A 12920-nucleotide genomic window follows, 5' to 3' on the forward strand; every position below is an offset into this window, starting at 1 on the left:
CCTTTTCGCTGATAACGGCCGCATTGCCATGCCCTCCTTGCTGAACCGACGACCCCGTACGGCAGCCTTGGCAAGTCCCTGGCGCCTACTCGCGGCGGGCCTGCTGGCACTGCTGGTCAGCGGCTGCCAAAGCCTGCCCAATCCGGTCGGCGATGCCGATCAGGACACCGATCCCGCGCTCGGCCTGGAACAACACAGCAGCTGGCTGGAAGGCGAAGACCTCGACAGCGACAGCGAACAGTTCGCCGATGTCTGGGAGCGCATGCGCGCTGGTTACCAGCTACAGGACTACATCGAGGTCAACCCGCGCATCGAGCAACAGCGCCTGTGGTTTGTCAGCAATCCCTCGTTTATCGAAAAGTCCAGCCAGCGCGGCAGCCCGTACATCTTCTACATCGTCGAGCAGTTGGAAAAGAACAACATGCCGCAGGAGCTGGCCCTGCTGCCGATGATCGAAAGCGCCTACAACCCGCTCGCCTACTCGCGGGCCCATGCCGTTGGCCTCTGGCAATTCATCCCCTCCACCGGACGGCACTTCAAACTCAAGCAGACCAACTGGTATGACGGACGGCGCGACATTACCGCCTCCACCCGCGCGGCGCTGACCTACCTGCAATACCTGCACGACATGTTCAACGGCGACTGGCTGCTCGCCCTGGCCTCCTACAATGCCGGCGAAGGCACGGTCAGTCGCGCCATCGAGCGCAACCAGAAACTCGGCCTGCCGACCGACTACTGGAACCTGCCATTGCCCAAGGAAACCCGCGACTACGTGCCCAAGCTGCTGGCGCTGTCGCAGGTCGTGGCCAGTCCCGAGGCCTATGGCGTCAAGCTGGCCGAGATCGCCAATCAGCCGTATTTCGAGCGAGTCGCCTTCGACCACCGTCTGCAACTCAACCGTCTGGAAGACATGGCCGAGATCGACGAAGGCGAACTGGCGCGTCTGAACCCGGCCTTTAAACAGGGGGTGACCTTCGACGGTCCGAAGCATCTGCTGGTGCCCACCGACAAGGCCGAGCTGTTGCAAGCCAGCCTGGCTCTGCTCAAGCCCGAGGAACAGCTCAACTGGCAGCAATACAAGGTACGCAGCGGCGACAGTCTGCACAGCATTGCCAACCGCTACCATGTCAGCGTCAACAGCCTGAAAGACCTCAACGGTTTGAAAAGCAACCACCTGCGCATCGGCCAGGCACTGAACATTCCCGTGCCACCGGGCTTCAAGCCCAACCAGCCGCTTCACCAGGTCACCCAAACAGCCAGCAGCAGCCGTCAGTACCGGGTGCGCCAGGGTGACAATCTGTGGAGCATTGCCAAGGCCCAGCGGGTTTCCGTCAATGAGCTCAAGCGCTGGAACAATCTGCCAGGCAATGCCTTGAAGGTTGGCCAGGTACTGCGCCTGCAGGGCGGCCAGGTTGCCGTGGTGACGAACAGTTCTGCCGGCAAGCCCACCCAGTACCGCGTGCGCCAAGGCGACTCGCTATACCTGATCGCCAAGCGTCACAAGGTGCAACTGGCCCAACTGCAGCGCTGGAATCCGCAGGCCAGCAAGGCCCTCAAGCCTGGCCAGGTACTGACCCTCTACTTGCGCTGAGCCATCGCCTCCAGGCAGCGCCCGGTCGCCTGCACGAAGCGCTGGAAGGCCACGAACTGCTCGTGGCGCAAGGCGCGCGAGGAAACCCGGCAATCGGCATACACCACGCCGATCTCGCGCGTGCCGGCCATCAGTGCGGCAATGAAGAACATGCCATTCCCCAGCCAGTGGCGCATCGGCTGGGTCACCAGATCATTCAGGCTGTAACTGGCCGGCACGCCCATCCACAGGCTTTCCTTGCTTTTCAGCACGTAGCTGAACAGATGCGGCTGCTCGGGGCTGTGCGCCGGCAAGACGAAGTCCCTGCTCCAGTCCTCGCTCTGCGCACCGATGGCGCGACGCACGCGAAAACAGCGCTGTCCTTCGGCCAGTACGCTGACCATCACCCGCTCCAGGCCGGCGCCCTGATGCAGCCCCTTGAGCAGGGTGTCCAGCACCAGATTCACATCACTCTTGCTGTTGGCCAGTAGCGCCAGGTCTTGCAGGCATTGCTGGAGAACCAACAGGTCCGGCTGCAGCAGGCGAGCCTGGCGCTCCTCTTGCTGCAGGCGGATCAGTTCCGGGTCGGTATTGGGAATCAACCGGCCAAGACTCGGCGCCCCAAAGGTGCTGGCGACCTTGACCGCTTCGTCGGCACTGGCCAGCACCTGCTGCAGAGCTTCTTCGGGCGTGGTGCCGGTAAACCCTGACATCTGGTCAAGCAGCGACTGCAAAGGCGCACTGTCCCAGCCCTGCAGGGCGGCGGCGCTGATCTCCACGCCCAGACGTACCGAACGCACCAGTGGATCGTGTACTCCGCCACTGGCCAGCGTCAGGCAAGCCGTTTCGCCGAGGTTCCAGCTTTTCATCAGGCCCAGGGTCAACTGGCGGAAACTGGTCCCCAACAGTTGCTGGACCACCTGTTCAGGATTAGCACCCGGCTGCTGCAGTGCATGGCTCAACTCGTCGCTCTGACTGCCCGCACATCCCCAGAAGGCCATTTCCCCTAAATGATGGAGCAGCGCGGCAATGAACACCTCTTCCTGGTAACGCGGCTGTACATAGCCACAGATGTTGCGCGCCTGGACGGCCGCGTGGAAAGAGCGCGCCAACAGCTCGAGCAACTGCTCACGCGGCTGCCGGCCAAGCAGGCTGTCAATCAGGCTCACCGACAGGGCGATCTGCCGGACATTGTCAAAACCAATCAGGATGATCGCCCGGGAAATGGTCTTGATGCTGTCCTGCTGGGGGTTGAAGTAGGCGCTATTGGCCACACGCAACACTTTCGAAGTCAATGCGGCATCGCGCAGAAGGACTTCCGCCAGTTGCTGGACCGAGGCATTGCTGCCACTGGCCAGATGATTGAGGTCCTGCACTACGGCAGCCAGGGCCGGCAGCTCTGCCTGGCTGATACGTTCGATCCAGGCCTCAAGGCCAATACAACGATCTGTCACGGATGGTTCTCCAGCGGCTTTGTCACAGTCTAGCCAAAGTGATGGCAGCCTGCCGCCATGGCGACGTACTTTTTCCTGTACTGACAAGCTGTTACTGTACCGACAAAGAGCGACAAAACCGCCATGGATGAACCCTGCGCCTGATGCGAACCTTCCTTTTCCTGCTGCTGTCCTGCCTGTGCCTGCCGACGGTTGGCGAAGTGTTCAGGCAGCACGGTTATGCCCAGTTCGGCCAGCTCAAGTACCCGGCCAGCTTCCGTCATTTCGACTGGGTCAACCCCGATGCCCCCAAGGGTGGCACCCTGCGGGTGATGACCTACGGCAGTTTCGACAGCCTCAATCCCTACATTCTCAAGGGCACCAGCCCGAGTAGCAGCGCGATTTACCAGCAGTACGGGGTCAGCGAACTGAACGAGCCGTTGCTGGTCGGCAGCGGTGCCTACGACCCCTCGGGTGACGAACCGGCGTCCAGCTACGGATTGATCGCGCAAAGCCTGGAGTTCAGCGAAGATCGCAGCTGGGTGGTCTTCAACCTGCACCCCAAGGCCCGTTTTCATGACGGCCGGCCGGTCACCGCCGAGGATGTGCGCTTTTCCTACCGGCAGCTGGCCCAGTTCGGCCATCCCAACTACCGCACCAGCCTCCAGGAAGTGAAGCGCGTGGACGTCCTCGCTCCACTGCGCATCCGTTTTGTCTTCAAACGCGCCGGCAATCCCCTGCTCATCCAGCGCCTCGGGGAGCTGCCGGTGTTGCCCGCACACTACTGGCGGGCGCGTGAGTTCAACAGCACCAGCTACGAACCACCGCTGGGCAGCGGTCCCTATCGGATTGTCGAGGTCGATCCGGGGCGCCGCCTGGTCTTCGAGCGGGTCAAGGACTGGTGGGGTGCGCAGTTGCCGGTGAATCGCGGCAAGTACAATTTCGACCGCGTCGAAGTGGAGTTCTATCGCGACAGCCATGTGGCGTTCGAAGCCTTCAAGGCCGGTGAATTCGACCTGTACATCGAACAGCAGGCGAAAAACTGGGCCAACGGCTACAACTTTCCTGCCGTACGCCGCGGCGAGGTGATCCGCGCGCAGATCCCTCACCAGATTCCTACCCAGACCCAGGCGCTGTTCATGAACACCCGCCGGCCGCACTTTGTCAGCCTGGAGGTTCGCCAGGCGCTAGGACTGATGTTCGATTTCGAGTGGGCCAATCGCACGCTGTTCTACAGCGCCTACCAGCGTGCGCAAACCTACTATCCAAACAGCGAATTCAGCGCCCGCGAGCTACCCCAGGGCCGCGAATGGCTGCTGCTCTCGCCCTACCGCAAGCAGCTGCCGGAAGCCCTGTTCACACAGCCCTTCCAGCTGCCGCGTACCGATGGACGCGGCATCCCCCGCGACACCCTGCGCCAGGCGCTGCAACTTCTCGAAAAAGCCGGTTGGAAACTCAACGGGCAACAATTGGTCAATGCCCAGGGCCAGCCGTTGCAGTTCGAGATACTGCTGGTCAACCCTAATCTGGAACGCATCTTCCAGCACTTCCGCAGCAACCTGGCACGTATCGGCATTCAGGCACGCCTGCGCACGGTGGATCGTGCCCAATACAAGCACCGCCTGGACAACTATGACTACGATATGGCGCTGATGACCCTGCCGCAGACCCTCAGCCCCGGCCTGGAACAATGGTCGTACTTCCATTCCAGCCAGGTCGCCGTCAAGGGCGGCAAGAACTACGCCGGCGTTAACGACCCGGTGGTCGATGCGCTGCTGGAAAAACTCCTCGCCGCGCGCAGCCGCGAGCAACAGGTCGCTGCTGCGCGTGCACTCGATCGCGTGCTGCTCTGGCAGCACTACAGCATTCCCAACTGGTACAGCGGCCAACACCGCCTTGCCTACCGCAACCGTTTCGCCTTTGTCAGCACCCCGCCCTACACCCTGGGGCTGCGGGCCTGGTGGCAAACCACGCCGGAGAGTCGTCCATGATCCTGCCCCGTCTGCGTCGCTGCCTGCAGCTTGGCTGCCTGCTGTTCGGCCTGGCTCCGCTGGCCCAGGCCGAACACGCCCTGACCCTGTACGGTGAAGCACCGCGCTATCCTGCCGACTTCAGCCACTTCAGTTGGGTCAACCCCACAGCCCCCAAGGGCGGTACTTTGCGGCTGGCCGGGCTGAACGGCTTTGACAGTCTCAACCCGTTCATTGCCAAGGGTAATGCAGCCGATCAGCTAGGCCTGCTCTACGACACGCTGACCTTCCATTCGCCCGATGAGCCGTTTACCGAATACGGCCTGCTGGCCCAGCGCATCGAGCGCGACCCGCACAACCGTTTCGTGCGTTTCCACCTGCGCCCGCAAGCCCGCTTCAATGACGGCCAGCCGCTGACCGCCGAGGACGTCAAGTTCAGCTTCGACATCCTCCTCGAAAAAGGTCACCCGATGTACCGCCAGTACTATGCGGATGTCAGTGCCGTGGTTATCGAGGGCCCGCACCAAGTGCGCTTCGACTTCAAGCATGCCGACAACCGTGAGCTGCCGCTGATCATCGGCCAGTTGCAGATTCTCCCGCGTCATTGGTGGGCCGAGCGGGACTTCTCGCGGACCAGCCTGGAGCCGCCGCTGGGCAGCGGCCCGTACCGTCTGGTCAAGGTCGATGCCGGGCGCAGCCTGCGTTACGAGCGGGTCAAAGACTGGTGGGCTGCCGACCTGCCGGTGACCCGTGGTCAATACAATTTCGATGTAATCAGCATCGACTACTACCGCGATATGTCGGTGGCGCTGGAGGCCTTCAAGGCCGGGCGTTTCGACTTCAACCTGGAATATTCGGCCAAGGACTGGGCGACCGGCTACGACAGCCCGGCGCTACGTGACGGGCGCTTCATCAAGGAAGCGCTGCCTAACCGCAATCCGGTGGGCATGCAGGGTTTTGCCTTCAACCTGCGCCGCCCGATGTTCCAGGACCGCCGGGTGCGCGAGGCGATTGCCCTGCTGTTCGATTTCGAGTGGTCCAACAAGCAACTGTTCTTCGGCGCCTACAAGCGTAACCAGAGCTACTTCGAGAACTCCGAACTGGCGGCACGCGGCCTGCCCGATGCCGCGCAACTGGCGCTGCTCGAGCCCTGGCGCGGCCAGGTGCCTGACGAAGTGTTCAGCACGCCCTTTGCCGCGCCGCGCAGCGATGCCAGTGGCATCATCCGCGAGCAGACGCGCCGCGCCTACCAATTGCTCCAGGAAGCCGGCTACCGTATCGACAACGATCGCATGGTCGACGCCCAGGGCCAGCCGCTGGCCTTTGAGTTCCTGCTCGCCCAGGCCAATCTCGAACGCGTAGTGCTGCCCTTCAAACGCAACCTGGCCAGCCTGGGCATCGACCTGCAGATTCGCCGCGTGGATGTTTCGCAGTACATCAATCGCATGCGCTCACGGGATTTCGACATGACCTCGATGGTCTGGAGCCAGTCCAATTCACCGGGCAACGAACAGCGTGAATACTGGCATTCGAGCAGTGCCGACAACCCCGGCAGCCGCAACTACCTCGGTCTGAAAGACCCGGCCATCGACGCACTGGTCGACGGGTTGGTCAATGCCGACTCGCGGCAGAGCCTGCTCAACCACGCCCGCGCGCTGGACCGCGTACTGCTCTGGGGCCACTACGTGGTGCCCAACTACTACATCGACACCTGGCGCATCGCCCACTGGCAGCACATCCGCCGTCCTGAGCGCACGCCCGAGTACGACTACTCGCTGATGAGCTGGTGGCATGCCGACGCCGACGCTGCCGGCAACGAGGAGTCCCGCTAGATGCTGGCTTACATCCTGCGCCGCCTGCTGCTGATCATCCCTACCCTGTTCGGCATCCTGCTGATCAACTTCCTGATCATTCAGGCGGCCCCGGGCGGACCGGTGGAACAGATGATCGCCAAGCTGGAAGGCTTCGATGCCGCTGCCGGTGGGGCTACCGGGCGGGTGTCCGGCGGCGCCGCCGAGGTCAGTTCGGCATCCTCCAGCTACCGTGGCGGCCAGGGGCTGGACCCGGAACTGGTCGCCGAGATCGAACGCATGTACGGCTTCGACAAGCCGGCCAGCGAACGTTTCTGGCAGATGCTTGGCAACTATGCGCGCCTGGACTTCGGCAGTAGTTTTTTCCGCGATGCCAGCGTGCTGGAACTTATCGCCGAGAAACTGCCGGTGTCGATCTCCCTCGGCCTGTGGAGCACGCTGATCATGTACCTGGTGTCGATTCCCCTGGGCATTGCCAAGGCGGTGCGACACGGCAGTGCCTTCGACGTCTGGACCAGCTCGGCAATCATCATCGGCTATGCGATTCCCGCGTTCCTCTTTGCCATCCTGCTGATCGTGGTGTTTGCCGGCGGCAGCTACCTCGACTGGTTTCCGCTACGCGGGCTGACCTCCAACGATTTCGACGAGCTGTCCACCGGTGGCAAGATCCTCGATTACCTCTGGCACCTGGTACTGCCAGTCACCGCGCTGGTGATCGGCAACTTCGCCACGCTGACCCTGCTGACCAAGAACAGCTTCCTCGACGAGATCAACAAGCAGTACGTGGTCACCGCCCGCGCCAAGGGCCTTTCGGAAAAGCGCGTGCTCTACGGCCATGTGTTCCGCAATGCCATGCTGATCATCATTGCCGGCTTCCCGTCAGCATTCATCGGCATCTTCTTCACCGGCTCGCTGCTTATCGAGGTGATCTTCTCCCTCGACGGGCTGGGTCTGCTCAGTTTCGAGTCGGCCCTCAACCGCGACTACCCGGTAGTGTTCGGCAGCCTGTTCATCTTCACCCTGCTCGGCCTGCTGGTGAAACTGATCGGTGATCTCACCTACACCCTGGTCGATCCGCGCATCGACTTTGCCAGCCGTGAGCAGTAAGCCATGCCCCTGTCACCCATGAACCAACGTCGTCTGCAGCTGTTCAAGGCACACCGCCGTGGCTGGTGGTCGCTGTGGCTATTTCTTGGCCTGTTCATCCTCAGCCTGGGCGCCGAGCTGATCGCCAACGACAAGCCGCTGCTGGTCAAGTACGACGGCGCGCTGTATTTCCCGGTATTCAAGCGCTATCCGGAAACGGTATTCGGCGGCGAATTTCCCCTGCAGGCTCACTACAAGAGCCCGTACATCCAGGAACTGATAGCCGCCAAGGACGGCTGGATGCTCTGGCCGCCGATTCCTTTCAGCTACGACAGCATCAACTACGACCTGCAGGTCCCCGCCCCGGCGCCGCCTTCACCAGCCAACTGGCTGGGCACCGACGATCAGGGCCGCGATGTGCTGGCACGGGTCATCTACGGCTTCCGCGTGTCGGTGCTGTTTGCCCTGACCCTGACCCTGATCAGCTCGCTGATCGGCGTGTTCGCCGGTGCCCTGCAGGGCTTCTACGGCGGCTGGGTCGACCTGCTCGGCCAGCGCTTCCTGGAAATCTGGTCGGGATTGCCGGTGCTCTTCCTGCTGATCATCCTGGCCAGCTTCGTGCAGCCGAACTTCTGGTGGCTGCTGGGCATCATGCTGCTGTTTTCCTGGATGAGCCTGGTCGACGTGGTGCGTGCCGAGTTCCTCCGCGGACGTAACCTGGAATATGTGCGGGCGGCCCGTGCCCTGGGCATGGGCAACGGACAGATCATGTTCCGCCACATTCTGCCCAATGCCATGGTCTCGACCATGACCTTCATGCCGTTCATCCTCACTGGCGCCATCGGCACCCTGACCGCCCTGGACTTCCTCGGCTTCGGCCTGCCAGCTGGTTCACCCTCGCTGGGTGAACTGGTCGCCCAGGGCAAATCCAACCTGCAAGCCCCCTGGCTGGGCATCAGCGCCTTCTGTGTGCTGGCCCTGATGCTCAGCCTGCTGGTGTTCATCGGCGAGGCGGCCCGTGATGCCTTCGACCCCCGGAAGTGAAGCGATGAGCGACAACCTGCTGGAAATCCATGATCTGGCGGTAGCCTTCAGCCAGGGCGGCACGCCGCAGCGCGTAGTGGACGGGGTGAACCTGAGCATTCGCCGCGGGGAAACCCTGGCCCTGGTCGGCGAAAGCGGCTCCGGCAAATCGGTAACGGCCCACTCCATCCTGCGCCTGCTGCCCTACCCGCTGGCCAGCCACCCGAGCGGGCGCATCCTCTTCGCCGGTGCCGATCTGCTGCAACTGGATGAAGCGCGCCTGCGCGCCATTCGCGGCAACCGCATCGCCATGGTCTTTCAGGAACCCATGACCTCGCTCAATCCGTTGCACACGATCGAGCAGCAGATCGGCGAAGTGCTGGCCCTGCACAAGGGACTGACAGGCGCAGCAGCCCGCGCCCGGGTCCTCGAACTGCTTGAGCTGGTGGGTATTCCCGAGCCGCACAAGCGCCTGCGCGCCTACCCCCATGAACTGTCCGGCGGGCAGCGTCAGCGCGTGGTGATCGCCATGGCGCTGGCCAACGAGCCGGAACTGCTGATTGCCGATGAACCGACCACGGCACTCGACGTGACCGTACAGCTGAAGATTCTCGACCTGCTCAAGGAACTGCAGGCCCGTCTGGGCATGTCACTGCTGCTGATCAGCCACGATCTCAACCTGGTGCGGCGCATTGCCCACCGGGTATGTGTCATGCAGCGCGGAACGGTCGTCGAAGAAGCATCGTGTGAAACGTTGTTCCATGCGCCGCAACATCCCTACACCCGGGAACTGCTGGGAGCCGAGCCTGACGGGCAACCGGCTGGCAATCCCGCCGGCCCCTCGCTGCTGTCCGTCGAGGAGCTACGGGTGTGGTTTCCGATCAAGAAGGGGCTGTTGCGGCGCACGGTGGACCACGTCAAGGCCGTCGACGGCGTCAGTTTCGACCTGCCCCAGGGGCAGACCCTCGGAATTGTCGGGGAAAGCGGCTCGGGCAAGTCCACCCTGGGCATGGCAATCCTGCGTCTGCTCGGCAGCCAGGGGACCATCCGCTTTCGCCAGCAGGCTATTGATGGCCTCTCGCAAAAGCAGGTGCGCCCGTTGCGTCGGCATATGCAGGTGGTGTTCCAGGACCCCTTCGGCAGTCTCAGTCCGCGCATGAGCGTGGCGCAGATTGTCGGTGAGGGCCTGGAAATCCACGGCAGCGCCGACAGCCAGGCCCGGGAACAGGCAATCATCGCCGCCTTGGAGGAAGTGGGCCTCGACCCGCAAACCCGGCATCGTTACCCACACGAGTTTTCCGGCGGACAACGGCAACGCATCGCCATTGCCCGCGCCCTGGTGCTCAAGCCGGAGCTGATTCTGCTCGACGAACCCACGTCGGCGCTGGATCGCACGGTTCAGCGCCAGGTGGTGGAACTGCTGCGCAGGCTGCAGGAGAAGTACAACCTGAGCTACCTGTTCATCAGCCATGACTTGGCGGTGGTCAGGGCCTTAAGTCACCAGTTGCTGGTGCTCAAGGCTGGTCAGGTGGTGGAACAGGGGCCGGCCGAGGCGATTTTCGCCAACCCCCGGCATAGCTATACCAGGCAACTGCTGGAAGCCGCCTTCATGGTTCCCGGCTGTCGCACACACACAGAATGAGGATGTTGGATATGGGTTTTCTCGCCGGTAAGCGCGTACTGATCGTTGGCGTCGCCAGCAAACTGTCGATTGCCTCGGGCATCGCTGCCGCCATGCACCGCGAAGGCGCCGAACTGGCCTTCACCTACCAGAACGACAAGCTCAAGGGCCGCGTCGAAGAGTTCGCCGCCGGCTGGGGCTCCAGCGCCGAGCTGTGCTTCCCCTGTGACGTAGCCAACGACGAAGAGATCGCCAAGGTTTTCGAGGCGCTGAGCCAGAAATGGGACGGTCTGGACTGCATCGTCCACTCGGTAGGTTTCGCGCCGGGCGACCAGCTGGACGGCGACTTCACCGAAGTCACTACCCGCGAAGGCTTTCGTATTGCCCACGACATCAGTGCCTACAGCCTGGTAGCGCTGGCCAAGGCCGGCCGCCCACTGATGCAGGGTCGCAATGGCAGCATCCTCACCCTCTCCTACCTGGGCGCCGAGCGCACCATGCCCAACTACAACGTGATGGGCATGGCCAAGGCCAGCCTGGAAGCCGGCGTACGCTACCTGGCCGGCAGCCTTGGTCCGGAAGGTACTCGCGTGAATGCCATTTCCGCCGGGCCGATCCGTACCCTGGCAGCGTCCGGCATCAAGAGCTTCCGCAAGATGCTCGCCGCCAACGAGAAGCAGACCCCGCTGCGCCGCAACGTGACCATCGAGGAAGTCGGCAACGCCGGTGCCTTCCTCTGCTCCGACCTGGCCTCGGGCATCAGTGGCGAAATTCTCTACGTCGACGGCGGCTTCAACACCACCGCGATGGGTGCCATCGAAGACTGACTGGCCAAACCATGCAACAACAACGGCTCCCGCGGGAGCCGTTGTTGTTTGTGGCGGAAAAACTACTGGGTCGGTCGCGCAAAGTATTCGCGGGTCAGCTTGACCACCACCGGGCTGAGCAGGATCAGCGCCAGCAGGTTGGGAATGGCCATCAGCCCGTTGAGGGTGTCGGCGAGCAACCAGGCGAAGTCCAGCTGGGCAATCGCACCGAACGGTACGGCCAGTACCCAGATGATACGGAACGGCAGGATCGACTTGGTGCCGACGAGAAATTCCCAGCACTTCTCGCCGAAATAGCTCCAGCCGAGAATGGTGGTAAAGGCAAAGATCACCAGTGCCAGGGTCAGGATGGCGCCACCGAAGCCCGGCATGGCACTTTCGAAGGCCGCGGCCGAGAGCGCTGCGCCACTGGCACCGCTGGTCCATACCCCGGAGCAAATGATCGCCAGGCCGGTCAGGCTGCAGATGATGATGGTATCGATGAAGGTACCCAGCATACCGATCATTCCAGACTGTACCGAGCTATGCGTGGTACCGGCCGCCTGGGCGATACCGGCAGTACCCAGGCCCGCTTCGTTGGAAAAGATGCCCCGCGCCACACCAAAGCGAATCGCCGCCATCACCGCTGCACCGGCAAAGCCGCCGGTAGCGGCAATCGGACTGAAGGCATGGGTGAAGATCAGATCGAAGGCGCCAGGAATAGCCGAGAAATTGACCGCCAGAACCACGATTGCCGCGGCGATATAGGCCAGGCACATGAACGGCACCAGTGCCGCAGCGACCTTGCCGATACGCTGGATCCCGCCAAGGATGACCAGCCCGACCAAGACCATGCTGCTCACCCCGGTGACCCACAGCGGTACGTTGAAGGTGGTCTGCAGTGCATGTGCCATGCTGTTGACCTGCACCATATTGCCGATGCCGAAGCCGGCAAACCCGCCGAAGACGGCAAAGGCGGTACCCAGCCATATCCACTTGGCACCCAGGCCATTCTTGATGGCATACATGGGGCCGCCAACATGTTCACCACGGTCATCTTTCTCGCGGTAGTGCACGGCCAGCACCACTTCAGCGTATTTGGTGGCCATGCCGACCAGCGCGGTACACCACATCCAGAACAAGGCGCCGGGGCCGCCGAGAAAAATGGCGGTGGCCACACCGGCAATGTTGCCCGTACCCACCGTGGCTGCCAGGCAGGTCATCAGCGCTTCAAAAGGACTGATTTCGCCACTTTCCGCATCGCCGCGCCGGCGACCGCGCCACATCAGGGCAAAACCGGTACCGATGCGCGCCAACGGCATGAAGCGGAGGAAAAGCATGAGGAACAGGCCAGTGCCCAGGATGGCAACCAGCATGGGTGGCCCCCAGACCAGGCCATTGACGCTGTTGACCAACGCGTTGATGGATTCCATGTACGGCTCCTTTCTTGTTATCGCCGCTTCCGGGATAACCGGCCAGCGGCAGGCCACCCTGCGCGGATAGCGCAGCGATGCTGTGAGGCAGGCGTAACAGGGTGTGTCCGTGCTACGCCTGTGCGGCTGGATGCTAGCACGAAGCGTTCCACTGGCGACCAGTCGCT

Annotated in this window: 9 protein-coding genes; 7 read left to right on the forward strand and 2 right to left on the reverse strand. The window is 62.6% G+C overall.

Annotation, left to right across the window (positions count from 1 at the left end; translation table 11 throughout):
* The first annotated feature begins 28 nt into the window (after nucleotides 1–28).
* The gene (locus CFY91_RS13395; protein WP_093986871.1) at nucleotides 29–1591 is read left to right on the forward strand and encodes a lytic transglycosylase; all 1563 of its coding nucleotides are present in this window, start codon (nucleotides 29–31) and stop codon (nucleotides 1589–1591) included.
* Here the strand turns inward: CFY91_RS13395 and CFY91_RS13400 are convergent.
* Nucleotides 1579–3024, reverse strand: coding sequence for an HDOD domain-containing protein (locus CFY91_RS13400; RefSeq protein ID WP_093986872.1), 1446 nt, complete (start codon nucleotides 3022–3024; stop codon nucleotides 1579–1581). The two genes, CFY91_RS13395 and CFY91_RS13400, sit on opposite strands and share 13 nt — an antisense overlap.
* Nucleotides 3025–3167: 143 nt before the next feature.
* On the opposite strand from CFY91_RS13400, the gene CFY91_RS13405 reads away from it, so the two are divergent.
* From CFY91_RS13405 to fabI, 6 genes are read left to right on the forward strand one after another with little or no spacing between them, the layout of a single operon-like run.
* Nucleotides 3168–4994 (forward strand): extracellular solute-binding protein, encoded by a 1827-nt coding sequence (locus CFY91_RS13405; protein WP_093986873.1) that lies wholly within the window; start codon nucleotides 3168–3170, stop codon nucleotides 4992–4994.
* On the forward strand, nucleotides 4991–6805 hold the full coding sequence (locus CFY91_RS13410; protein ID WP_093986874.1) for an extracellular solute-binding protein: 1815 nt from the start codon (nucleotides 4991–4993) through the stop codon (nucleotides 6803–6805). The genes CFY91_RS13405 and CFY91_RS13410 overlap by 4 nt, the downstream gene beginning before the upstream one ends.
* Nucleotides 6806–7891, forward strand: coding sequence for a microcin C ABC transporter permease YejB (locus tag CFY91_RS13415; RefSeq protein ID WP_093986875.1), 1086 nt, complete (start codon nucleotides 6806–6808; stop codon nucleotides 7889–7891). It begins immediately after the preceding gene.
* A 3-nt stretch (nucleotides 7892–7894) separates the two neighbouring features.
* Nucleotides 7895–8914: an ABC transporter permease gene (locus CFY91_RS13420; RefSeq protein ID WP_093986876.1), complete on the forward strand. Its 1020-nt coding sequence runs from the start codon at nucleotides 7895–7897 to the stop codon at nucleotides 8912–8914.
* A 4-nt stretch (nucleotides 8915–8918) separates the two neighbouring features.
* Nucleotides 8919–10535 carry an ABC transporter ATP-binding protein gene (locus CFY91_RS13425; protein WP_093986877.1) on the forward strand — a complete coding sequence of 539 codons (1617 nt, stop codon included), beginning with the start codon at nucleotides 8919–8921 and terminating at the stop codon, nucleotides 10533–10535.
* A gap of 11 nt (nucleotides 10536–10546) precedes the next feature.
* Nucleotides 10547–11341, forward strand: coding sequence for an enoyl-ACP reductase FabI (fabI, locus tag CFY91_RS13430; RefSeq protein WP_093986878.1), 795 nt, complete (start codon nucleotides 10547–10549; stop codon nucleotides 11339–11341).
* Nucleotides 11342–11403: 62 nt separating this feature from the next.
* Here the strand turns inward: fabI and CFY91_RS13435 are convergent, their stop codons facing one another.
* On the reverse strand, nucleotides 11404–12753 hold the full coding sequence (locus tag CFY91_RS13435; RefSeq protein WP_093986879.1) for an alanine/glycine:cation symporter family protein: 1350 nt from the start codon (nucleotides 12751–12753) through the stop codon (nucleotides 11404–11406).
* Between the last annotated feature and the right edge of the window lie 167 nt (nucleotides 12754–12920).

It is taken from the genome of Pseudomonas fluvialis (assembly GCF_002234375.1).
Classification (GTDB): Bacteria; Pseudomonadota; Gammaproteobacteria; order Pseudomonadales; family Pseudomonadaceae; genus Aquipseudomonas; species Aquipseudomonas fluvialis.

Bases quoted from the DNA above. Each gene is read 5' to 3' on its own strand.
- CFY91_RS13395 (WP_093986871.1), top strand. From the start codon at position 29: ATGCCCTCCTTGCTGAACCGACGACCCCGTACGGCAGCCTTGGCAAGT.
- CFY91_RS13405 (WP_093986873.1), top strand. From the start codon at position 3,168: ATGCGAACCTTCCTTTTCCTGCTGCTGTCCTGCCTGTGCCTGCCGACG.
- CFY91_RS13410 (WP_093986874.1), top strand. From the start codon at position 4,991: ATGATCCTGCCCCGTCTGCGTCGCTGCCTGCAGCTTGGCTGCCTGCTG.
- CFY91_RS13415 (WP_093986875.1), top strand. From the start codon at position 6,806: ATGCTGGCTTACATCCTGCGCCGCCTGCTGCTGATCATCCCTACCCTG.
- CFY91_RS13420 (WP_093986876.1), top strand. From the start codon at position 7,895: ATGCCCCTGTCACCCATGAACCAACGTCGTCTGCAGCTGTTCAAGGCA.
- CFY91_RS13425 (WP_093986877.1), top strand. From the start codon at position 8,919: ATGAGCGACAACCTGCTGGAAATCCATGATCTGGCGGTAGCCTTCAGC.
- fabI (WP_093986878.1), top strand. From the start codon at position 10,547: ATGGGTTTTCTCGCCGGTAAGCGCGTACTGATCGTTGGCGTCGCCAGC.
- CFY91_RS13435 (WP_093986879.1), bottom strand. From the start codon at position 12,753: ATGGAATCCATCAACGCGTTGGTCAACAGCGTCAATGGCCTGGTCTGG.